Annotated in this window: 18 protein-coding genes; 12 read left to right on the top strand and 6 right to left on the bottom strand. The window is 57.2% G+C overall.

Annotated features, from left to right (window positions below; genetic code table 11):
* Positions 1-6 precede the first annotated feature (6 nt).
* Positions 7-225, top strand: a complete 219-nt coding sequence (locus AB1S50_RS02150; RefSeq protein ID WP_367148736.1) for a cold-shock protein — start codon at positions 7-9, stop codon at positions 223-225.
* 302 nt (positions 226-527) lie between these two features.
* On the opposite strand, the gene AB1S50_RS02145 is transcribed toward AB1S50_RS02150, so the two are convergent.
* The 3 genes from AB1S50_RS02145 to mfd form a co-directional block, all read right to left on the bottom strand.
* The gene (locus tag AB1S50_RS02145) at positions 528-1,763 is read right to left on the bottom strand and encodes a DUF819 family protein (protein WP_367148735.1); all 1,236 of its coding nucleotides are present in this window, start codon (positions 1,761-1,763) and stop codon (positions 528-530) included.
* Positions 1,764-1,798: 35 nt separating this feature from the next.
* Entirely contained in the window at positions 1,799-2,716 is a 918-nt protein-coding gene (locus tag AB1S50_RS02140) for a CsiV family protein (RefSeq protein ID WP_367148734.1), read from the bottom strand.
* A 175-nt stretch (positions 2,717-2,891) separates the two neighbouring features.
* Entirely contained in the window at positions 2,892-6,398 is a 3,507-nt protein-coding gene (gene mfd, locus AB1S50_RS02135; RefSeq protein ID WP_367148733.1) for a transcription-repair coupling factor, read from the bottom strand.
* Between the two features lie 292 nt (positions 6,399-6,690).
* Between mfd and AB1S50_RS02130 the strand changes: the two genes are divergently transcribed.
* From AB1S50_RS02130 to AB1S50_RS02080, 11 genes are all read left to right on the top strand, one after another.
* Positions 6,691-8,166: a glyceraldehyde-3-phosphate dehydrogenase gene (locus AB1S50_RS02130; RefSeq protein WP_455363728.1), complete on the top strand. Its 1,476-nt coding sequence runs from the start codon at positions 6,691-6,693 to the stop codon at positions 8,164-8,166.
* A gap of 407 nt (positions 8,167-8,573) precedes the next feature.
* Entirely contained in the window at positions 8,574-9,914 is a 1,341-nt protein-coding gene (locus AB1S50_RS02125) for a Na(+)-translocating NADH-quinone reductase subunit A (RefSeq protein ID WP_367148731.1), read from the top strand.
* Between the two features lie 2 nt (positions 9,915-9,916).
* Positions 9,917-11,140 carry an NADH:ubiquinone reductase (Na(+)-transporting) subunit B gene (locus AB1S50_RS02120; RefSeq protein ID WP_367148730.1) on the top strand — a complete coding sequence of 408 codons (1,224 nt, stop codon included), beginning with the start codon at positions 9,917-9,919 and terminating at the stop codon, positions 11,138-11,140.
* A complete protein-coding gene (locus AB1S50_RS02115) occupies positions 11,133-11,915 on the top strand; it encodes a Na(+)-translocating NADH-quinone reductase subunit C (RefSeq protein WP_367148729.1) in 783 nt (260 codons plus the stop codon). The genes AB1S50_RS02120 and AB1S50_RS02115 overlap by 8 nt, the downstream gene beginning before the upstream one ends.
* 2 nt (positions 11,916-11,917) lie before the next feature.
* Positions 11,918-12,574, top strand: coding sequence for an NADH:ubiquinone reductase (Na(+)-transporting) subunit D (locus tag AB1S50_RS02110; RefSeq protein WP_367148728.1), 657 nt, complete (start codon positions 11,918-11,920; stop codon positions 12,572-12,574).
* Positions 12,575-12,577: 3 nt separating this feature from the next.
* Entirely contained in the window at positions 12,578-13,186 is a 609-nt protein-coding gene (gene nqrE / locus AB1S50_RS02105) for an NADH:ubiquinone reductase (Na(+)-transporting) subunit E (RefSeq protein ID WP_367148727.1), read from the top strand.
* A 16-nt stretch (positions 13,187-13,202) separates the two neighbouring features.
* Positions 13,203-14,426, top strand: a complete 1,224-nt coding sequence (gene nqrF / locus AB1S50_RS02100; protein ID WP_367148726.1) for an NADH:ubiquinone reductase (Na(+)-transporting) subunit F — start codon at positions 13,203-13,205, stop codon at positions 14,424-14,426.
* Between the two features lie 77 nt (positions 14,427-14,503).
* A complete protein-coding gene (locus AB1S50_RS02095) occupies positions 14,504-15,502 on the top strand; it encodes an FAD:protein FMN transferase (protein WP_367148725.1) in 999 nt (332 codons plus the stop codon).
* Between the two features lie 21 nt (positions 15,503-15,523).
* Positions 15,524-15,769 carry a (Na+)-NQR maturation NqrM gene (gene nqrM, locus AB1S50_RS02090; RefSeq protein ID WP_367148724.1) on the top strand — a complete coding sequence of 82 codons (246 nt, stop codon included), beginning with the start codon at positions 15,524-15,526 and terminating at the stop codon, positions 15,767-15,769.
* A gap of 164 nt (positions 15,770-15,933) precedes the next feature.
* A complete protein-coding gene (sthA, locus tag AB1S50_RS02085; RefSeq protein ID WP_367148723.1) occupies positions 15,934-17,331 on the top strand; it encodes a Si-specific NAD(P)(+) transhydrogenase in 1,398 nt (465 codons plus the stop codon).
* A complete protein-coding gene (locus AB1S50_RS02080) occupies positions 17,328-17,792 on the top strand; it encodes a thioesterase family protein (RefSeq protein ID WP_367148722.1) in 465 nt (154 codons plus the stop codon). The genes sthA and AB1S50_RS02080 overlap by 4 nt, the downstream gene beginning before the upstream one ends.
* A gap of 243 nt (positions 17,793-18,035) precedes the next feature.
* Here AB1S50_RS02080 and AB1S50_RS02075 read toward each other — a convergent pair whose 3' ends face one another.
* The 3 genes from AB1S50_RS02075 to AB1S50_RS02065 all read right to left on the bottom strand — a co-directional run.
* Positions 18,036-20,231 (bottom strand): Ig-like domain-containing protein, encoded by a 2,196-nt coding sequence (locus tag AB1S50_RS02075; RefSeq protein WP_367148721.1) that lies wholly within the window; start codon positions 20,229-20,231, stop codon positions 18,036-18,038.
* An 869-nt stretch (positions 20,232-21,100) separates the two neighbouring features.
* Positions 21,101-22,093 (bottom strand): PQQ-dependent sugar dehydrogenase, encoded by a 993-nt coding sequence (locus tag AB1S50_RS02070; protein ID WP_367148720.1) that lies wholly within the window; start codon positions 22,091-22,093, stop codon positions 21,101-21,103.
* 1,333 nt (positions 22,094-23,426) lie between these two features.
* On the bottom strand, positions 23,427-23,551 hold a 125-nt coding region (locus AB1S50_RS02065; RefSeq protein ID WP_367148845.1), incomplete at its 5' end, for a transposase domain-containing protein.

Below are 23,551 nucleotides of genomic sequence, written 5' to 3'. Positions count from 1 at the left end.
GGCTCAATGAGTGATCGCGTTACGGGTACCGTCAAATGGTTCAACAATGCCCGGGGTTATGGTTTTATCACCCGGGGCGAAGGGAGTGGTGAGGATATTTTTGTACACTATCGCAGTATTCGCGGCGAGGGGTACAAAACTTTGAACGAGGGACAGATGGTGGAGTTCGAAATGCAGCAGGGGGATAAAGGCCTGCTGGCGGAAGACGTGGTTCCCTGCGAATAGCGGTTGCCCCTGCACATCTGACTGAATATTTCCCTTCCCCCCGACAGGGTCCGGCCGCTGCCCGAAATTTCTCGGAAAGCGGCTGAAATAATCTTGTCGCTAACCTGGCAGGTTGTTGAAAAAGCCCTTCCTGGCTTTCCACAACCCGGGTTTGCGGCGCATGTCCGCAAATCCTCCACGACAAATCAAGCAGTTAAATGCTTGATTTGCGGCCCGAACATCCCTGTTCGGGACAGCAGGCTGCTGAAAAACACTTTTTCAACAGCCTGCTAGGGCCTGTGGCCCGCCTTTGCGCGTTCTCGCTACATAGCGCTTACCATACGCAACAGCTGGCCGCAGAACCAGGCGGCGTAGGTTCCGAGGGCGTAGCCCAGCACCGCCAGCAGTACGCCCACCGGCGCCAGAGAGGGGTGGAAGGCCGCCGCTACCACCGGGGCAGACGCGGCTCCGCCCACATTGGCCTGGCTGCCCACCGCCATAAAGAAGGTCGGGGCCTTGATCAGCTTGGCCACCAGCAACAGCAGTCCCGCGTGTACCGCCATCCAGATGGCGCCCAGTACGAACAGCTCGGGGCTGTCGCGCAGGGCGGTGATGTCCATATGGGTGCCTATGGTGGCGACCAGAAAATAGATGAAGACTGAGCCCACTTTGGAAGCGCCGGCGCCCTCGAGTTTTTTCGCCGGAGAAAAGGCCATGGCGATACCCAGAGTAGTGGCGATGATGATCAGCCAGAAAAACTGGCTGGTAAAGCTGAAGCGGGCCAGTTGCGGTGCGTGGGTCTGGAACCAGGGGGCCAGCTGGTCGGCCCCGGCATGGGCGATGGCGGTAATTCCAAATCCCACTGCCGCGATCAGCATCAGGTCTGGTAGCGAAGGATTGCGCGAGTGCTTTTTCTGCAATGCCTCGACTTTTTCGCGCAGGGAGGTGATGGCCGCAGTGTCGGCACCGCGGCGTTGATCCAGCTGCTTGGCGTTGCCGGCCATAATCAGCAGCATCGCCATCCAGATATTGGCGATAATCACATCAACCGCCACCATGGCTGAAAATATCTGATCGCCAACGCCGAAGATTTCCTTCATAGCGGCCTGGTTGGCGCCGCCACCAATCCAGCTGCCGGCGACGGTGGTCATGCCCCGCCAGACGGCTTCCGGGCCGCTGGTACCGAGCATGTCCGGATCTATGCTGGCCATGATCAACAGGGCGATTGGCCCGCCGATGACGATGCCCAGGGTGCCGGTAAGAAACATAATCAGGGCTTTTGGACCCAGATTGACGATGGCTTTCAGGTCAATACTCAGGGTCAGCAGAACCAGACTGGCCGGCAGCAGGTAGCGCGAGGCCACGTAATACAGCTGGGACGACTCGGCGTCGATAATGTCGAAGGTGGTCAGCAGGGATGGAAGGAAATAACACAGCAGCAGGGCTGGCACGAAACGATAAAAGCGTTTCCAGAAGCGGTGCTCGCTACCGGCCGTGTAAAACACAAAACCGAGGATGGCGGCGAGCATGCCTAGAATAATGGCATCGTTAGTAATCATAAAAAGGACTTCGTTTTTTATTTTTGCAAGAGTGGTTATTCGGTGGCGGTGGTCGGCGCTTCGGGTGCTTCGACGGTGCGCACCTGAAGCAGTATGCCAAATTCGGGGTTGTCCAGATAGTGCAGTTCGCCGCTGCGCAGACGCCGTTCCTGACGGAGCTGAGTGACATGACGGGCAAAAACCGGAGTGGGATAGTCGACCTCCGCGGGGTAGGCAGTTGCCAGTGCCCCACCAGTCCCCCGGCCGGTATCCGTCGGTACCTGAGTCAGTCCCAGGGGCTCTGCCGTGGGTGGGGGCGGCGGCACGGGCTTGCTGGGCAGGGGTATGGCATCGACTTCCGGGCCACTGGCGAATTCGCTGAACCAAAGATTGGTGCTCAAGTGGAGGTAGCGCGCCACACTCAGGGTAATGCTGCCCTCCAGTTGGTGCATGCCTCCCAGGGTGGTGCCGCCGGAAATCAGTATCGCCGGAGAATTCTGTTTGTTTTGCAGAACCTGTCGCCAGGCTTTATGGAGAAGCACCCGGTAGCCATCCCGGTCCAGTGCGGCGGCCTTGTTGTCCAGCTGTGTCACGGCCGGCGTCAGCAGCGGAGTCCCCTCTTCGGTCAGGGTGCTGAAATCAATCCACTCGCGGGGATATTGCATCTGCGGCGCTGTCGGCCAGGTCTCGCGGGACTGGGCCATGCCGCTATCGCGGCTGAATGCGATCAGCTCGATCTCGAAGGTGGTGCCTGCGTAGCCGGCGGCCTGGCTGCCGGTACTCAGCAGCAGTAGCGACAGCGTCGCGCAAAGACAAAGGGTGCGGGTCATGGCGATACCAGTCTCATCGTTATGGCTGTTGCGAAACCTGGGCGGGCTGGTGCCGGCCCCGGAAACAGGTGCGACTCTAGCAGGTTGTTGAAAAAGGCATCCTGCCTGTTTCAAAACACGAAAAGTGAAAAATGTGATTTTCACTTTTCTCCCAAAATCAACGACTTAGGCGTCGCCGATTTTTCCGGAACATCCATATTCCGGTACCAGGCGTCGAAATTCTTCGAATTTCAACAGCCTGCTAGGCCCGGCACCTGTGCTTTTACGGCGATCACCAATCCGGTCACAGAGTTCCGGCCTGATTACCGCGCCCATAGTATCACTGTGCCAGTTGCTCCAACACTCCCGAAACCTCCTCCAGCCGCTGTTCGGCTCCACCCTCGTCGAGGGAAAAATTGAGCTGGTTGGCACCGGCCAGCTGGTAGCGTCCCGGCTGGGTCTGCACCAGCTTGACCAGAGTCAGCGGGTCGACCCGGGTGTCCTCGGCGAATTCAATACGTCCGCGGGCCGCGGAAGCCTCGAGTTTGCGAATGCCCATGGTATTGGCCCGGAGCTTGATTTCGGTGGTGTGGAAAAGATGTTTTACGGGCTCCGGCAGCAGCCCAAAACGATCGATCATCTCCACCTGCAACTCCTTCAGGGCGGACCTGTCGGCCGCGTTGGCGATACGCTTGTACATGATCAGGCGGCCGTGGACGTCCGGCAGATAGTCTTCCGGAATAAGCGCCGGTACCCGCAGGTTGACCTCTATGGCGGGCGATTCCAGTGGCTGGTCGATATTGGGCGTGCGGCCCTCGCGTATGGCCTTGACCGCGTGATCCAGCATATCCATATAGAGATTGAAGCCCACGCTTTGAATCTGCCCGCTCTGCTCCTCACCCAGCAGTTCCCCCGCGCCGCGGATTTCCAGATCGTGGGTGGCCAGCGTGAAGCCGGCGCCCAGGTCCTGGGCCTCACTGATCGCCTCCAGCCGTTTGGTGGCATCGGCGGTCATGACCTTTTGGTTGGGGGTCAGCAGGTAGGCGTAGGCCTGGTGGTGGGAGCGGCCGACCCGGCCCCGCAGCTGGTGCAGCTGCGCCAGGCCAAACTTGTCGGCGCGCTCGATGACGATGGTGTTGGCACTGGGAACGTCGATTCCGGTTTCGATAATGGTGGTGCATACCAACAGGTTGAAGCGCTTGTGGTAAAAATCGCTCATCACCTGTTCGAGTTCGCGCTCGCGCATCTGCCCGTGACCGATGGCGACCCGCGCCTCGGGAATCAGTTGCTGTAGCTCCCGCGCTGCACGCTCGATACTTTTCACTTCGTTGTGCAGAAAATAGACCTGTCCACCGCGCAGTATTTCCCGCAGTACCGCCTCCTTGATCAGGCTTTCGTCCCGTTGCCGCACAAAGGTTTTTACCGACAGGCGCCGCGCCGGTGGCGTTGCAATAATGGACAGGTCGCGAATTCCGGCCATGGCCATATTCAGGGTGCGGGGAATCGGAGTCGCGGTGAGGGTGAGGATGTCCACTTCGGCGCGCAGGCTTTTCAGGCGCTCTTTCTGCCGCACGCCAAAGCGGTGCTCTTCGTCGATGACCAGTAAACCCAGATCCTTAAAATCCAGGTCGCTCTGCAGCAGCTTGTGGGTTCCCACCAGTATGTCCACCTTGCCGGACGCGACCCGCGCCTTGACGCTGTCCACCTCCTTGCTGGTGCGGAAGCGCGAAATCAACTCGATATTGATCGGCCAGTCCGCGAAGCGGTCTTGAAACGATTGAAAATGTTGTTGTGCGAGCAGGGTGGTGGGGACCAGCATCGCCGCCTGTTTGCCGGCGTGGGCGGCGACGAAGGTGGCCCGCATAGCCACTTCCGTTTTGCCAAAACCCACATCGCCGCAGACCAGCCGGTCCATGGGCCTGGACGACAGCATGTCCGCGACTACCGCCTCGATGGCCTGCTGTTGATCCGGTGTCTCCTCGAATGGAAAACCCGCGGCAAATTCCCGGTAGGACAGTCCCGGGTCGGCGAAGGCGTGGCCGACCCGCGCCTCCCGGCGGGCGTAGATGTCGAGCAGCTCGGCGGCGGTGTCGCGGACTTTTTCCGCCGCCTTGCGCTTGGCTTTCTGCCATTGCTCGCTGCCCAGCCGGTGCTGGGGGGCCAGGGTCTCGTCCGCGCCGGAATAGCGGCTGATCAGGTGCAGGCTGGCCACGGGCACGTAGAGCCTGGCCTGGTCGGCGTACTCCAGGGTGAGAAATTCGGCCGGCTGGCCGTCGATCTCCAGATGCTGCAGGCCGCGGTAGCGCCCAACGCCGTGATCCACATGGACCACCGGCGCCCCTATTCTCAGCTCGGCGAGGTTTTTAACCGCATTGTCCACCTCGTCCTTGGCTTTGCGGCGGCGGCGTTGTTGCAGTACGCGATCGCCAAACAGCTGGGGTTCGGCGATCAGGCTGATGCTGGGGTCCAGCAGGCAGAGTCCCTGGTCCAACGGTGCGACGGTGATACCAAAAGCGGCATCGCCAGCGGTGAATTCCTCCCAACTGGGGAACTGGTCTGGCCGCAACTGGATTCCCTGCAGCAATTCCAGCAGCGCCTCGCGGCGCCCACTGCTCTCCGCACAAAACAGCACCCGCCCGCGAAATTCCTCCAGGTAGCGTGCAAGCGCGGCCAGTGGCTGATCCGATTTGCCATCCACCGGCAGTTCCGGTGGAGACAGGCTGCCAAAGTTGTGGTTGCCCACCGCCTGCGGCAGTTTTTGCTCGGAAAAAACAGCCCTGGGCAGGGCTTTAAGCGCCCGGTTGAGTTCGTCGATGTCGAGCAGAATTTGCTGGGGCGGCAAAATGGGGCGGGTCAGGTCACCGCGGCGGCTTTCATAGCGGCTGTCCACTTCGCGGCGGAAATTCTGCAGGGGCTGCTGAATATCCCCGTCCACAAACGCGATGCTGTTTTCCGGAAGGTAATCGAATAGGCTCGCACACTGATTGGGAAAAAAGAGCGGCAGATAGTACTCGATTCCGGCGGGCGCTATTCCCGCGCTGATATCCTGGTAAATGGGTACCTGGGCCGGGTCCGAGTCAAAAGCGTCATGCCAGTTTTCCAGGAAGTCCGACAGGCCCCGCTTGTGCAGCGGAAATTCCCGCGCCGGCAGCAGCTCTACCTGTTCTACCTTATCGATAGTGCGCTGGGATTCCGGATCGAAGGTCCGCAACGAGTCGATCTCGTTGTCAAACAGGTCGATCCGGTAGGGCAGGTTGCTGCCCATGGGAAAGATATCCATCAGGGCACCGCGCACGGCGAACTCGCCGTGTTCATAAACAGTGTCCACACAGTGGTAGCCCGCCTGCTCCAGCAGGCGGCGCTGTGTCCCCGGGTCGAAACTCTGACCGGTCCGCAGCATCAGCACATTGCCTGCCACATAGTCCTTCGGCGCCAGCCGGTGTGCCAGTGTGCTGGCCGATACAATCACTATGCCGCTGCCCATCTGTGGCAGCCTGTACAGGGTGGAGAGGCGATCGGAAATAATATCCTGGTGTGGGGAAAAGGTGTCGTAGGGCAGTATCTCCCAGTCCGGGAACTGAATGATCTCCAGCGGCCCTGTGCCCAACGCCGCGGCGTCCCGGTCCGGCCTCTCGTCATCTCGCCGGGGCTTGTTAAAAAACTTCAGCTGGGCCTCCAGGCGGTGCGCTCTGAGGCTGTCTGCGGCGATCAGCAGTGTGGGTGCGGCATTGCGCCGGGCCGCATTCAAAATCGCCAGCGCGGCGGCGGCACCGTGCAATTGGCCCCAGTACTGACGGTCGTTGGCTGAACGAAATCCGGGGGGCGACAAGGGGTTACATTCAACCATTTTTGGGTAAATTTCCGCGTATTTGTTCGGGGGAGGGGTGCGAGGGGCGCTATTGTAACGGCGAACGGCCGCGAGCGCAGGTGGCGGTGGAAAAATAGCGGCACCGATATCGCCCGCAGTTGTATTGGGCAGTGCTGCGGGGGGCTTTCCAGGGGGGCGCGGGTCGGTAGTTTTACTACAATTTGCGGGCGTTTTTTCCCCCGCTTGCGCCCCTTTGGGGGAATGCTGATAATGCGCAGCCACGCACTCGGGCCAGCCCCGAAAGGCGGAAATTTTCCTCCTATAAACCACCATGCAGAGGTGTCCGACTGTGACTCAGAAGCGACCCAAGCCCGCTGACTTCTTCAAGGATTGGAAAGAGCGCGAAGCGCTGGCCGAGACTATGATCCCGATGATCGGTAAGCTCAACCGCGAGCGCAATGTCGGCATCTATATGTACGGCCGCAATCTGGTCAACCGCTCGGTGTTGGACATCATGAAGTCGCACCGTTTCGTGCGGCAGGTGGAGGAGAATGAGCTGTCCGAATGGGAGACTTTTCCCGTGCTGGAGGCTATTTCCAAGATGGGTCTGGGGCCGGTACATATCGACCTTGGGACTCTGACCAACAAGTATATGCGGGATAATCGCGGACTGTCGGTCGACGAATTTGTGCGCGAGGAGCTGTCCGGGGCGGAAGGTGCCGGCAAGCCGATCCCCGAGGCCCGCGACGTGGTGATTTACGGCTTTGGCCGCATCGGTCGCCTGGTGGCGCGGCTGCTGGTCGAAAAGGCGGGCAGTGGTGACGTGTTGCGCTTGCGGGCCATAGTGTTGCGCAAGGGCAAGGCGGACAACGACCTGGTCAAGCGCGCCTCACTGCTGCGCCGGGATTCCGTGCACGGTGCCTTCAAGGGCACCATCCGCGTGGACGAGGACACCAGCACCCTGATCTGCAATGGCAATGAGATCAAGATTATCTATGCCAATTCCCCGGCGGAAGTGGATTACACCCAGTACGGCATCAAGGATGCGATAGTGGTGGACAGCACCGGAGTGTGGCGCGACGAGCAGGGGCTGGGGCGGCATCTGGAGTGCCCGGGGGCGTCCAAGGTGCTGCTGACCGCGCCCGGTAAGGGCGATATAAAGAATATCGTCTACGGCATCAACAACAATGACATTACCGAGGATGACAGGATACTGTCCGCGGCTTCCTGCACCACCAACGCCATTGTCCCGGTGCTGAAGGCGGTGATGGATGAGTTTGGTGTCGAACACGGTCACGTGGAAACGGTGCACGCCTATACCAACGATCAGAACCTGATCGACAATTATCACAAGGGCGAGCGCCGGGGTCGCGCCGCTGCACTGAACATGGTGCTGACCGAAACCGGGGCCGCCAAGGCGGTGGCCAAGGCGCTGCCGGCGCTGAAGGGCAAATTGACCGGCAACGCCATCCGGGTGCCGACTCCCAACGTCTCCATGGCCATACTGAATCTGCGCCTGGGGCGGGCGGCCAGCAAGGATGAGGTGAACGAGTATATTCGCAAGGTGGCGCTGCACTCGCCGCTGCGCCAGCAGATCGACTACACCAACTCCCCGGAAGTGGTGTCCTGCGATTTTGTCGGATCCCGACGTGCCTGTGTGTACGACTCAATCGCCACCATAGTGGACGGCGACAATGCGGTACTCTACTGCTGGTATGACAATGAGTTTGGCTACAGCTGCCAGGTGGTGCGTTGCCTGGAGGACATGGCCGGCGTCCGCTACAAGCTGTTCCCGCTGCAGGACTGATCCGGCGATGGGCAAAGTGTGACTGTTGGGGTGGTCCTGGTCTCTCGTCGGCCTGGCCAGCCCCGTGAACTGCGGCGGTGACTGCACCGCCGTTTCCCACCCCGGGCACAGCCCCAAGTGCCTGTTTTTACCCAGAAAAATTCCCCTGTCCGAGTCATTTTGGCCGCTTCCGCACTGGTAAAGATCCGGGCCGATCTTTATAATGCGCGCGATTTTAGCGGGGCCACCGTGCGCCGAGAAGTTCGCTTCCTCAAGGTCCGGTCAGTGGACCCAGCGGTTTAAGTCCTCATAGAGCGAGAATTCCCGAATCTGGTTTTGTGCCTTCACGGTATACCCGGCCCCCGGATGTCGGCTGCGCCAAAGCCAGTTTCGCATGTTTTACAAACTAGAAACTTAGGCATAGGCGTATGAGAAAGATCCGTCGGGGATTGGATTTACCCATATCCGGCGCGCCCGAGCAGGTCATCCACGATGCCCCTGCGTCCAGGACCGTTGCCGTGCTCGGCCCCGATTATCACGGGATGAAGCCGACCATGGCAGTGGCCGAGGGGGATAGCGTCAAGCTCGGACAGCTGCTTTTTACCGATAAGAAGACCGAAGGTGTGCGCTACACAGCGCCCGCACCCGGCAAAGTGGTGGCGATCAACCGGGGTGCCCGCCGCGTACTGCAGTCGGTAGTGATTGAGGTGGACGGCGAGGCGGCGGAGGAGTTTAGCTCCTACTCCCCCAGTGAACTCAAGACCCTCACCGACGCACAGGTGCGGGACAACCTGGTTGAGTCCGGTCTCTGGGCCGCACTGCGCACCCGCCCCTACAGCAAGGTACCGGCTACCGACGTAAAACCCTCGGCGGTATTTATCAATGGGATGGATACCAACCCACTGGCTGCGGACCCGGCGGTCATTATCGCGCAACACCGCGATGCCTTTGTATGGGGTGTGGAGGTTCTGTCCAGACTGGCGGATAAGACCTTTGTCTGCACCGCTCCCGATGCCGATATTCCAGTGCCTGACTCAGACCGCATCCGCCACGAGACTTTTGCCGGTCCGCACCCCGCCGGTCTGCCGGGTACCCATATTCATTTTCTGCACCCGGTGAAGCCAGGTCGCAGCGTGTTTACCATTGGCTATCAGGACGTCATCGCGGTGGGCAAGCTGTTCACTACCGGGCGCCTGTTCACCGATCGCGTGGTGGCTCTGGCTGGTCCGCAGGTGACCAGGCCGCGCCTGCTGCGCACCCGCCTGGGTGCCAGCCTGGCGGAACTGACTGCCGGAGAATTGAAGGAGGGGGACAACCGCCTGGTGTCCGGTTCCGTTTTTGGCGGCCGCACTGCCGCCGGACCACTGGGCTACCTGGGCCGTTACGACAACCAGGTGAGCGTTCTGGTCGAAGGCTACGAGCGCCCCTTTCTGCACTATCTGCGCGCCGGTAACAAGCGGTTCTCCATACTGCCGATCTACCTTTCGCGCCTGTTCAAAAACAAAAAGTTCGACTTCACCACCAGCACCAACGGTTCCGAGCGGGCCATGGTTCCCATTGGCACTTACGAGAAGGTCATGCCGCTGGATCTGCTGCCCACGCAACTGCTGCGCGCGCTGATTGTCGGTGACACTGCCACCGCCCAACAGCTGGGTGCGCTGGAACTGGATGAAGAAGACCTGGCGCTGTGCACATTTGTCTGCCCGGGCAAATATGAGTATGGCCCGATTTTGCGGGACAACCTGACCCGTATTGAGAAGGAGGGTTGAGAATGTTGCGCAAATTTCTGGATTCTCTCGAGCCGCACTTCCACAAAGGTGGCAAGTACGAAAAATTCTTTGCCTTGTACGAGGCTGTGGACACGGGACTGTTTCAGCCCGCCGAGCTCACCAAAACCACTGCCCATGTGCGCGATGGCATCGACCTCAAGCGCATTATGATTTCGGTCTGGGCCTGCGCCATGCTGGCGGCCTTCTTCGGCATGTGGAATGTGGGCTACCAGGCCAACACCATTATCGCCCAGTCCCTGCAGACGGGAGGTACCGCCGAGTTTGACGGCTGGCGCCACGCCATTATTGGCGCGCTGACCAGCTACAATCCGGCCAGCCTGTGGGACAATTTTGTCTACGGGGCTATGTTTTTCCTGCCCATCTATCTGGTGACTTTTGTTGTCGGTGGTATCTGGGAAGTTCTGTTCGCCGCTATTCGCGGTCACGAAGTCAACGAGGGCTTTTTCGTAACTTCGATTCTGTTTGCACTCACCTGTCCCCCGGACCTGCCGCTGTGGATGGTGGCCATGGGCATCAGCTTCGGTGTAGTGATTGGCAAGGAAGTCTTCGGTGGTACCGGCAAGAACTTCCTCAACCCGGCACTGACCGGCCGCGCCTTTCTGTATTTTGCCTATCCGGCCTCCATGTCCGGCGATACAATTTGGACCGCGGTGGACGGCTATACCGGGGCCACCGCCCTGTCTGTACTGGCCAGCGAGGGTGTACAGAATGGTGTCATCAATACCGCTAGTGGTCCCCTGACCTGGTGGGATGCCTTCTTCGGCAATATGCACGGCTCCATCGGTGAAACCTCCACCCTTGTGATTCTGATTGCCGGTGTCATCCTCATGAGCATGAAGATCGCCAGCTGGCGGATCGTAGCCGGCACCCTGCTGGGGATGATGGCCACCGCCACGCTGTTCAACTTCATCGGTTCCGACAGCAATCCCTTCTTCAGCGTGCCCTGGTATTGGCACTTGGTTGTGGGGGGCTTTGCGTTCGGTCTTATCTTTATGACCACCGACCCCGTATCCGCCGCCATGACCAATGTCAGCCGCTGGTATTACGGCATTCTGATCGGTGTCATGACGGTGCTGATCCGTGTGGTCAATCCGGCGTTTCCGGAGGGGATTATGCTGGCGATTCTGTTCGCCAACCTGTTCGCGCCATTGTTCGACCACTTTGTGGTGCAGTCTCATATAAAACGGAGGTTGGCACGTGGCTAATAAAGATTCCGTCAAGGGCACCCTCACTGTTGCGTTGATACTCTGTATCGTCTGCTCGGTATTCGTTTCCACCGCAGCGGTAGTACTGAAGCCGGCCCAGCAGGCCAACGCCGAACTGGATATGCGGCGCAACGTACTCATGGCCGCCGGCCTGCTCAAGGATTCCCATGCGGGCAGGGCAGAGGTCGAACAGGCCTTCGCCGACGTACAGGTCAAATATGTGGATCTGAACACCGGCAAGTTCACCGACGAGCCCCCCCCCGGTGGCAGCGGTCGCGCCGCGGCCAAGATTGCCTCCGCCAGCGAAAAGCTCACGCCCGAACAGGACATCGCCAAGATAGTCCGGCGCGAGAATATCAAGGAAGTTTATGTGGTCGAGAAGGCGGGCAAATTGGAAAAAATCATCCTGCCCGTGCGCGGCTATGGCCTCTGGGGCCAGCTGTACGGTTTCCTGGCGCTGGACAGCGACCTGAACACCGTGGCCGGCCTGGGTTTCTATGAACACAAGGAAACCCCCGGACTGGGTGGCGAGGTCGACAATCCCAACTGGAAAGCCCTGTGGGTGGGCAAGAAGGTCTACGACCGCGCCGGCGACGTGGAGCTGAGCGTGATCAAAGGCAGTGTCGATCCCGACAGCCCCGGTGCGGAATACGAAGTGGACGGTTTGTCCGGCGCCACACTGACCAGCAGGGGCGTCGATCACCTGATCCATTTCTGGCTGGGTAGCGAGGGTTACGGACCCTTCCTGAACAACCTCAGAGCGGGGGAGGCGTAAGCGTGAAAATCAAAGATATTCTCCTGGAGCCGATTTTTAACAACAACCCCATCGCCCTGCAGATTCTCGGTATCTGCTCCGCGCTGGCGGTGACCAGTTCCCTCAAGGTGACACTGGTCATGTGTGTCGCGCTCACAGTGGTGGTGGCCTGTTCCAACGTGCTGGTGTCCCTGATCCGCAATCAGATTCCCAACAGCATCCGCATCATAGTGCAGATGACTGTGATCGCTTCCCTGGTGATTCTGGTGGATCAGGTGATCAAGGCGGTGGCTTACGATATTTCCAAGCAGCTGTCGGTCTTCGTCGGCCTGATCATCACCAACTGTATCGTCATGGGCCGCGCGGAAGCCTTCGCCATGAAGCACGGCCCCAAAGAGAGCTTCTTCGACGGCCTCGGCAATGGTCTCGGCTACAGCGTGATTCTGATCGGTCTGGCGGTGATCCGCGAGCTGTTCGGTGCCGGCAAGCTGTTGGGCGTGGAGATATTGCAGACCGTCAACAATGGTGGCTGGTATCTGCCCAATGGATTGCTGCTGTTGCCGCCCAGTGCCTTCTTCCTGATCGGCCTGTTTATCTGGGCCATCAGAGTCTGGAAACCCAGCCAGGTGGAGGAGCAGGAATTCAAGATAGCGCCCAACACCAATGCGCAGGAGGCCTGACGGATGGAACACTATATTTCTCTGGTTATCCGCGCTGTTTTCGTTGAAAACATGGCGCTGGCCTTTTTCCTCGGCATGTGCACCTTTCTCGCCGTGTCGAAAAAGATCGAGGCGGCTATTGGGCTGGGGGTGGCGGTCATCGTCGTCCTGACCCTCACGGTGCCGGTCAACAATCTGATCTATACCTATCTGCTGAAAGACGGCGCCCTGGCCTGGGCCGGCTATCCGGACGTGGACCTGAGTTTCCTGGGCCTGCTGTCCTATATCGGCGTTATCGCCGCACTGGTGCAGATCCTGGAAATGTTCCTGGATAAATATGTCCCCGCTCTGTACAACGCCCTGGGGGTTTTCCTGCCCCTGATCACGGTCAACTGCGCCATCATGGGGGCCTCCCTGTTTATGGTGGAGCGGGAATACAACTTTGGCGAGAGTGTCGCTTACGGTTTCGGCGCCGGTCTCGGCTGGGCGCTGGCGATTACCGCCCTGGCGGGTATCCGCGAAAAAATGAAGTACAGCGACGTGCCCGATGGCCTCAAGGGATTGGGTATCACCTTTATCACCGTGGGTCTGATGTCCCTGGGCTTCATGTCTTTCGGCGGCATCGATCTATAAGCGGGGGTCTAATAGTATGAATATCGAAGTTATCCTCGGCGTTGCGATGTTTACCGTCATAGTGCTGGCACTGGTGGCGGTGATTCTCGTTGCCCGCTCGCGCCTGGTGAACACCGGAGACGTGCAGATACTGGTCAACGGAGAGAAAACCCTCACAGTGCCCGCCGGGGGCAAGCTGTTGCAGACACTGGCGGCCAACAATTTGTTTTTGGCCTCCGCCTGTGGCGGCGGTGGCAGCTGCGCCCAGTGTGTGTGTAAGGTGGTTGCCGGCGGTGGCGATATGCTGCCCACCGAAGCGGCGCACTTCACCCCCCGGGAAGCGAAGGAGGGCAAGCGTCTTTCCTGCCAGGTGGCGGTCAAGCAGAATATGGAAATCGAAGTGCCCGAAGAGGTGTTTGGCGTGAAGCAGTGGGAGTGCACTGTGGAATCCAACCCCAATGTGGCCACTTTTATTAAAGAGCTGACCCTAAAACTGCCGGAAGGCGAGAATGTGGACTTCCGCGCTGGCGGTTATGTGCAGCTGGAAGCGCCGCCGCACCATGTCAAATTCTCCGATTTTGAAATCGGTCAGGAGTATCGCGGGGACTGGGAGCATTTTGGCTTTTTCAATCTGGAATCCAAAGTCGACGAGCCGGTGGTGCGGGCCTATTCCATGGCCAACTACCCGGAAGAGAAGGGCGTGGTGAAATTTAATATCCGTATCGCCACACCGCCACCGCGCACTGAGGGTGTACCCCCGGGTCAGATGTCCTCCTATGTTTTCGGCCTCAAGCCCGGGGACAAGATCCGGGTCTATGGTCCCTTTGGTGAATTCTTCGCCAAGGAAACCGAAAACGAAATGGTGTTTATCGGCGGTGGTGCCGGAATGGCACCCATGCGCTCGCATATTTTCGATCAGCTCAAGCGGCTCAAATCCAAGCGCAAGATCAGCTTCTGGTACGGCGCCCGCTCCCTGCGCGAAATGTTTTACGAGGACGACTACAACGGCCTCCAGGACGAATGCGACAACTTCCAGTGGCATGTGGCGCTGTCCGATCCGCAGCCGGAGGACAACTGGAGCGGCTACACCGGGTTTATCCACAATGTGGTCTACGAGAATTATCTCAAGGACCACCCGGCGCCGGAGGACTGCGAATACTATATGTGCGGTCCCCCCATGATGAACGCCGCCGTCATCAATATGCTCAAGGACCTGGGTGTCGAGGACGACAATATATTGCTGGATGACTTCGGAGGTTGAGCGGAGTGCGTCATCTGTCAGGTGCAGTCAATCCGCCGATAACAACAAAAACAGGGTCCCTATTGGGGACCCTGTTTTTGCTTGGGTGGACTGCTGTCGCGGTCATTTTACTATCCGCCTGCTCGGGCAAACGGGACTGGCAGCTCACCGGGCCCACCATGGGAACCCGCTACCATATCACCCTGGTGGCTGTGCCCGCGGAAGTGGATCGGGGCAAGCTTCAACAGGCCGTCGACGCGGAGCTGCGCGCGGTCAATCAGGAGATGTCCACCTATATTCCGGATTCGGAATTGATGCGCTTCAACCGCTCCAAAGTCGGCCAGGCCATACCTGTGAGCGCGCCACTGGCGGATGTGGTCGCTCTGTCACTGGATCTCTACCGCCGCAGCGAGGGCGCTTTTGATATCACCGTCGGCCCGCTGGTCAATCTGTGGGGGTTCGGGCCGGAGCCGGAGCCGGAACTGATTCCCACCCCGGCCGAGATAGAGGCATTGCGCACTGTGATTGGTTCCGATGCCCTGCAACTGCAGAGGAATCCGGATCTCCTCACCCGCACCCGGGCGGTACAGCTGGACCTGTCCGCCATCGCCAAGGGCCACGGTGTCGACCGGGTAGCCGCTCTGTTGCGGCGCCGGGGAATCGAGAACTTCCTGGTCGAGATAGGCGGTGAGCTGCGTACCCGGGGCCACAACCCGGACGGACAAAGCTGGCGGGTTGGTATAGAGAGCCCAAATCCCAAGGGGAGGGTGGTGCAGGAGCCCATCAGAGTGAGCGGAAAATCCATTGCCACCAGCGGGGATTACCGCAACTACTACCAGCGCGACGGGGTGCGCTATGCCCACAGCATAGACCCCCGGACCGGCAGGCCACTGAAACACCGGCTGGCATCGGTGACCGTGATTGCCGACACCTGTGCCGAGGCCGATGGCCTCGCCACCGCCCTCAATGTGATGGGCGCCGAGGCGGGATTACAATTGGCAGAGCGGGAGGGTCTGGCAGTGTTCATGCTGGTAAAGACCGACGAGGGTTTTGAGGAGCGCTTTAGCAGCGCATTTGCACCCTATTTGGAAAGGTAGTGAGTTGGAGAGGTAGCGGGAATGACAATCTATATTTTTGCCTTTGTCGTCATGGTGCTGGTGGTAACCGGTATGGCCCTGGGGGCGATTCTGCAGAACAAGCCCCTCAAGGGCTCCTGTGGGGGGCTGAATAATATTGGCATGAAACAGGATTGCGCGATTTGCGGTGGCGATGACGACGAGTGTCGCAAAGAGCAGCAGCGGCGCCAGAAGGCCGCCCCCGGTGCAGAGCTGGCTTACGATGCAACCAAGGTTGCTTCTGATTGATTGGAAGCGTGCCGACACCGAATTTAGCAAGGATGCCCTGACAGGCTATTGAACAATTAGTGCTGAGCCTTGGGGCAGCCGGCTTGTCGCCGGGCCGGTCAGCGGTTCTGGCGACTGTAGCTGGGCACCGCAATCGATTGAATCGTTTTACATAGAGTTTGTTGATGGCAGAATTAAAATTCGACCTGGTGGTGATTGGTTCCGGCCCCGCGGGGGAGGCGGCGGCCATGAGCGCGGCCAAAAAGGGTATGCGTGTGGCCGTGGTCGAAAAGCGCCCGGCGGTGGGGGGCAACTGCACCCACAAGGGCACCATTCCCTCCAAGGCCCTGCGCCACTCGGTAAAGCAGCTGATGCGCTACAACACCCAGCCGGTATTTCGCGCCCTGGGCGAGCCGCGCCGTCTGACTTTCCCGCAGGTAATGGAAACCGTCAACAAGGTGATCTCCTATCAGGTGGAGATGCACACCAGCTGCTATGCGCGCAACCGGGTTGAACTGATCACTGGCGCGGCTCATTTTCGCGATGCCAATACAGTGGAAGTGTCCCTGCCCGATGGCGCCACTGAAGTGATCACCGCGGGCCGGTTCGTCATCGCCACCGGTTCCAGGCCCTATCGCCCGGCGGATGTGGATTTTTGCCACAGCAGGGTCTACGACAGCGACACCATTCTGGAAATGCAGCACACCCCCCACTCCATGATGATTTATGGTGCCGGTGTGATCGGCTGTGAGTACGCCTCCATTTTCGCCGCCCTGGGTGTCAAGGTGGACCTTATCAACACCCGTGGCAGCCTGCTGGAATTTCTCGACGATGAAATTTCCGATGCCCTCAGCTATCACCTGCGGGACATGGGGGTAACCGTGCGGCACCGGGAGGAGTACGCCCGGGTGCTGCCCGGCGACGACGGGGTGGTGATGGAGATGGAGTCCGGCAAACGCATTCACGCCGATGCGCTGCTCTGGTGCAACGGCCGCACCGGCAACACCAGCTCCCTGGGCCTGGAAACTGTTGGCCTGGAGGCCAATCACCGGGGCCAGTTGAGCGTCGACGAGCACTACTGCACCAAGATCGACAGTATCTATGCGGTGGGGGATGTGATCGGCTGGCCCAGTCTCGCCAGCGCCTCCTACGACCAGGGTCGCGCGGTCGCCGCCGCGATTGCGGGTCGCGGCCACCGCGTGGTGGAAGATGCGCCCACGGGAATCTATACCCTGCCGGAAATTTCCTCCGTGGGGCAGACGGAATCCGAACTGACCGCCGCCAAGGTGCCCTATGAGGTGGGGCGCGCTCTGTTCAAGCACACGGCGCGGGCGCAGATTTCCGGTGAGCGGGTGGGTATGCTTAAACTGCTGTTCCATATTGAAACCCACGAAATTCTCGGCATCCACTGCTTTGGTGCCGAGGCGGCGGAAATCGTGCATATCGGCCAGGCCATCATGAAACAGCCGGCGCCCCACAATGTGATAGACTATTTCGTCAATACCACTTTTAACTATCCCACCATGGCTGAAGCCTACCGCAGTGCGGCGCTGGACGGACTGAACCGGGTGATGCGCCTGTGAGCGAGCCGTCTCCCAGTGAGTTTCGCGATCTGGTCAAGGGCTTCTTCGACCAGATTCCCTTCAATCGGGAGATAGGGCTCGAAATGCAGGAGCTGGATCTGGACCAGCTCACCATCTCCGCATCTTTTGCCCAGCGTCCGCAACTGATCGGTAATATCTGGAAAAATATCCTGCACGGTGGCGTGATCGCCACCGCTCTCGATACTGTCGGCGGGCTCACCGCCATGGTCGCCGCCTACCAGCGCCTGGGGGACATCAGTTGGAAAGAGAAAGCCGAGCGGCTGTCCAAACTGGGTACCGTCGATATGCGTGTCGACTATCTGAAACCCGGCAAGGGGGAGCAGTTTATCTGCAACGGAGCCATACTGCGCACCGGTAACAAGCTGGTGGTGGCGCGTATGGAATTGAGCAACGACTCCGACCAGCTGATTGCCACCGGCACCGCAACCTATCTTTACTAGGGCCTGTTTACACTAACTGAGATAGCCCTGCTGCCGACTCTTTTTTTGATTATTTCGCCGGCGGAATTTGATTGCCGCAGGGAAAAACCCAAGGAGCCCGGGACACCGGGCTCCAACTTAACAACTATTTTTTCAGCGTGGCTATTATCGAGCCGGCAACTGCACAAGTTGCCGACTCGATAAATCCCAGAGCCGGGTTTTGGAAGCTAACGGCTCCTGTCAGTCGCCCCTGAGCATCCAGATTCAGTACACATAGACAGCTCCAGAATTGGCAGTATTTAAATTGTTCTGATTACCACCGATTCCGGTGGCACTGCCATTTTCAAGTTTTGCCCCCACGGCCAGGGTATTGCCGTCACCACTTAAACTGACGGCCTCACCAAATGCATCCAGTTGCTCCGAATTGCTGGACTTGACGTAGGCCTTTTGGAACCAGCTGCCCGCATTGCGAGTAAAAACATAGGTGGCGCCGGACCTAAAGCCATCATCACCAGGCTCAAAGTCTTGGTCGCCATTGATTCCGGTGGCAGCGCTGGATTCATGGCGTGCGCCTACAGCCAGGGTGTTGCCATCTGCATTTAAACTGACAGTCCAACCGAACCCGTCACCCCCATTGGTATCGTCGGCTTTTACATAAGCCTGCTGTTGCCAGCCGGTACCAGTTCGACTAAACACATAGACGGCACCGGCTTCATCGGCATCATTATTATCCCCGTCGCCTGCGATTCCCCCAGTACTGGTTCCCGTAGTACTGCTATCCTCTTGCCTTGCACCAACGGCCAGGGTATTCCCATCCGCGCTGAGGCTGACGGCTGCACCAAATTCGTCACCTTGACCGGTGTTGCTGGCTTTTATATAGGCGTCCTGTGTCCACTCAGCATTTGCATGGCGACTAAACATATAGACGGCACCGGCACCCGAGACAGAATTATCGAGTTGGTTGCCGCCATTGGCCGAGGAGGTGTTGTGCACTCCAGTGGCACTGCTGTCTTCACTGATCGCCCCCACGGCCAGGGTATTGCCGTCACCACTTAAACTGACGGCCGTACCAAATAGGTCGTTTGAACCCGTATTGCTGGCCTTGATATAGGCATCTTCTTTCCAGGTGCCGTCTTCCTGAACAAACACATATACGGCTCCAGAGTCAGTGGCGCCGGTATTGTGCGGGTCCTGGTTGTCGACCCCGGTGGCATTGTTGGATTCACCTCGTGCCCCTACCGCCAGGGTACTGCTATCGGCACTCAGGCTCACAGACCTTCCAAAGCCCATATACTCCTCCGTATTACCGGGCTTGATATAGGCCTGTTGGTCCCAGCCATTTTCATCGCGGGTAAAGGTATAGACGGCACCACTTACGAGATAGTCATTGTTGCTCTGGCCATTACTGTCGACGCCAGTGGCGCTGCTCTCTTCGCCTGGCGCTCCCACTGCCAGGGTATTGCCATCGGCACTCAGGCTCACAGAAGTACCAAACCTATCTACCGGGTCAGTATTGCTGGCCTTGATATAGGCTTCCCAGGTCCAGCTACCCGCACTGCGACTAAAGATATACACAGCTCCGGAATCCGCAGCACTATTATCGCTCTGCCCCTGATCGATCTGCCCCTGATCTATCCCGGTGAAGTTGCTTTCCTCATAAGCTGCCCCCACCGCCAGGGTGTTACCGTCGGCACTCAGGCTCACAGACGAACCAAACTCATCGTTTGCATCGGTATTAGTGGCCTTGAAGTAACCGATACTGTCCACCAGGGTGTCACTCACCGAGAGGATGCCCGTGTCGCTACACACTTCCCGAGCGCCCTGGCCCGTACAGGCTCGCAGCATATATTGCGCATTGGCGCGGGCATAGAGAGGCACTTCCAGTGCCAGGGTTTCGGTACCCTGTGCGACCTCTTCGCCAACCGGGCTAAAGCCGGAGAATCCATCGGGGTTTTCCATAAGCCGATAACGGCTGGCGCCCGCCACGTCGGTCCAGCCAAACCTAAAACGCTTGACGGCCTCAAAACCCAGGGTGACAACCCGCACCCGCTCCAGGGGTACAGTGACCATCACAGTATTGCTGGTGATACCGTCCTGGCTGGCGCTAACCGCCGCTTTGCCCGCACTCACCGCTGTGACGTTACCCTGGCTGTCCACACTGGCAATGGCGGTAGCATCGCTGCTCCAGTCCACGCTGTCGGTGATGTCGGCGGTGCTGCCGTCGCTATAGCTGCCCTGGGCAGTAAATTGCAGACGGTCACCCACTTTCACTGATACACCGGCCCCATCGCTGCTGGCGTCTTGCGCGGGGGATACCTGAATCGATACTAGTGTGGGTTCCTCAGGCTCGGGCGTGGGCGTAGTATCGGAGCCATTCGAACCGCCGGAGCCACCACAGGCGGAGAGAATTACACTCAGTAAAATGGCCATGGAGGCCAAAAGAAAATTCCTGATTGGCATACTTTGTCCTTTTGCGCCGATGTCGGGTAGCGCACTGTTCAATTATTGATAGTTCGGAAAGTTCGAAGTTATTGTTTATGGAAAAACCCTGATCTGTAGTCCAGGGGTATAAACGGATATAAATAAAACTGCTTTAATTCGTCCGCGTGAACGATACAACCTTTATCTATAGTATTTGATGACTTTCCTGAGCCAAGGTATCAACAAACTACGAGGATGAAGGGCAATCGAATGCAAATCCATAGTCAAATATCTTAAAATGAATTCTACGCCTAACGGAGTTGGTTTTGCAACCAGGGTGGGATTAAAAAGGTAGCTGGGATTTAAAAGATTGCCCGTTGGAATGCTTCACAGCCTTTTAATTGAGTGCTGATAAACACTGGAATTCTTTACGCTATATATTAGACCCGGGCGGTTTTGAACAGTTTCTTTCCGGCTTGATGATTGAATAACCTTTTTATTATCTTTGTGCGACTTTCTGATGGCCCAGTGCATTTAACTATCAGTGATAAATCTCCAAAGGTTGTCAGCAATTGAACAATAAGCTCGTTCATTGACCAGTATATTTTTCTGCTATAGGAGCAATTCCTGTCCAGGGAAATGAATGTGAACCACTTCAGTCAATCAGTGATCGAGCCCCTAACCTGGGCGGGCAATCTCCTGTGGTTTGGGTCGGCGCTGGTAAAATACTGAATATTTATTCGGTATTAAGGGCCTTGGGCGGATTCTTATTTACCTATCCAGCAAAGGCGTGCCCCTTCACAGCAGCGGCCCGGCCCCTTATGGAAGTGCCGAGCCGGGTGCTATATTTTAAAAGCAAACCTTGTCTTCATTGAAAGTTCGGTTTATTGAGCCAGGGGATCGTCCTGCTAGTTTGAAATTACCTTGTAGATTTCCCCACCAATATCGCAGATATAAAGCTCGCCAAAATAATCCTCACCGAAGCTTGAAATACTATCGATAGAGCCCACAGTGGGTGCCAGCTCACCGGTGCGTTCGGTGAATTCCGACAGAGTGGTGCCGTCATATTTCAGCGACCAGATCTGGTCGGAGCAGTAATCGGCAAAAAAATAGGTTCCGTCCAGGGAGGGGATAGCGCTACCTCTATAGACATAGCCGCCGGTAACGGAACAGCGAAAGGGAGAGCCGCCGCGGCTGTATTCCCAGATAGGGAACTCCAGGGTGCTGGGGCTAGGGCATCCACTGGTATTAAATGGGTTGTTGCCTTCATAGCAACGCCATCCCCAGTTGGTGCCGCCGCTGCTGGAAGCGGGCTGGAAGTTGACTTCTTCCCAGCTGTTCTGGCCGACGTCAGCGATCCATAGATCGCCGCTACTGCGGTCGAAGCTGGGGCGCCAAGGGTTGCGTAGCCCATAGCTCCAGATTTCATCGCCGAATGGATTGCCCACGGGAATCGAATAGGGTAGGGAGCCGACATCAATGCGCAACATCTTGCCCAGCAGATCATTGAGGTTCTGGGCGCGATTGGCCGGATCACCGGCTGAGCCACCATCGCCCATAGCGATATATAGATAACCGTCAGGCCCAAATGCTATCCAGCCACCATTGTGATTGCTAAAAGGCTGGCTGATGGAAAATACCACTTGCGCGGAGCCTGGGTCCGCCAATTGTGGATTTAAGTTTGAGCGTTGATAGCGGGTCACAAAGGTCCGACTATTTTGCGTGTAATTGACGAAGAAGTAGCCATTATTTGCGTAATCCGGATCGAAAGCCAGACCCAGAAGGCCCTGCTCGGAGCCGGTATTTAAACCACTGATTGACAGAAAGGTCGAGACCAGAGCACCACTGGTCCGGTCAAGAATCTTGACCCGCCCGGTGGAGCTGGAGCGCTGCTCGACCACGTATATCCAATCGGAATTTACTCCATCGTGGGTTACAAAAACCGGCCGGGTTAATCCACTGGCTACCCGGACAGATGACAAAGTGACAGCGCTATTGGCCTGTATTGCCGTTGTCGGGTCAAACTTGATTATGGGGGCGGAATTTGATGGTAGTTGAGAATGCTGTTGTGCCGTTGCGCTCACGCTTATCATGACCAGAGCGAGTATTATTTTTATTGACATTTTTACCCTTCTCCTTGGATTTTCAGTTAGTGAATTGGACTCAGTCGATAGTATTGCGACCCCGCTTAGATAAGAGACCAAGCAAATTTGACAGAGTGGAAGCCATTCTCTCTACAAGGCGGGCCACCCATTGTGCTTTCCAGCGCAGGGGCTTTTTGTTTATACCGTATTATCTACAGCTTAAGTAACCCCGAATAAGTCAGTATCGTTGCTTACAAGATGAAATTTACGTAATTAATACGATTCGGCGCCAATATTGGTTTGAATGACTCTGCCAAAATTTCCTCCAAAGTGTATTTAATACCTAGGTCAAAAATATTTGGAAATGGATCTTAGGTGAAGTCTCGCTAAATTTTTGTAGACAGTATCTGCATAACGGAATGCTTATGTCACTTTGCACAAAATTGCTTGTAGCGTAAATATTTTTTTAAACTGCTTGAACTGATATAAGTCAATGGAGATCCGAAAATTTTTTATCGGCTGGATACTGATATTCAAGATTTTATATGCTTCTCCAAAACTGGCAGTAGTACTATAGCTAAGTTTAAACTTCTATTGGCGGTGATAAGACTGTGTAGAGTCTTGTTGGGATTGCTTTGGATCTGTTCTTATTGCATTGAGCCGTTTATGCCTATTCAGAGCTAAGGAAGTCACTCGTAGTGCCAGGGGAAAGTTACAGTGGCAAGATTCCATCCCCTTATTGGTTGAAACCCTCTCCATCCGATCCTGTCTGAAAGCCGCAGCTGGATTTTCGACAGCTCGATAATGGCTTGTAATGATTTGTAATGGGAGGCTTGTTGTACTTTTATCGATAATGTGGTAAAGCTATACTGAGCGTTTGAATTATAAGGAGAGTTCGGGGAGTAATTACTGCAAACTCTTAGCGCGAAGTGGAAGTGACAATAACACAAATTACGCTTAGTTCAGCTTTCTGATCACTTAGCCTTACAGTGAGAAAATATCTAACTTTAAACTGCTAACGCACATTCTTTGTTTCTGGGTATGACGATGAATAATCAGGTCTGTCAGTAGGATTAGGTTGCTGACATGGTATTCGCAAATGGTCGAATATCTGACCACACAAAGTTCGTTAAAGGTAAGCGTCCGGGCATCACACCTTGTCAGCAGGAACCCAGTTATGGGGCAGCAGCTCGCCGATAGCACTGGCGCGATGCATCGGTAATCGCTGCATCACATCTTTCAGATACGCAAAGGGATCATGACCATTCAGCTTGG

Origin of the sequence: Microbulbifer discodermiae (assembly GCF_040742695.1) — a bacterium.
Classification (GTDB): Bacteria; Pseudomonadota; Gammaproteobacteria; order Pseudomonadales; family Cellvibrionaceae; genus Microbulbifer.
This window is presented reverse-complemented; position numbering and strand designations above follow the sequence as displayed.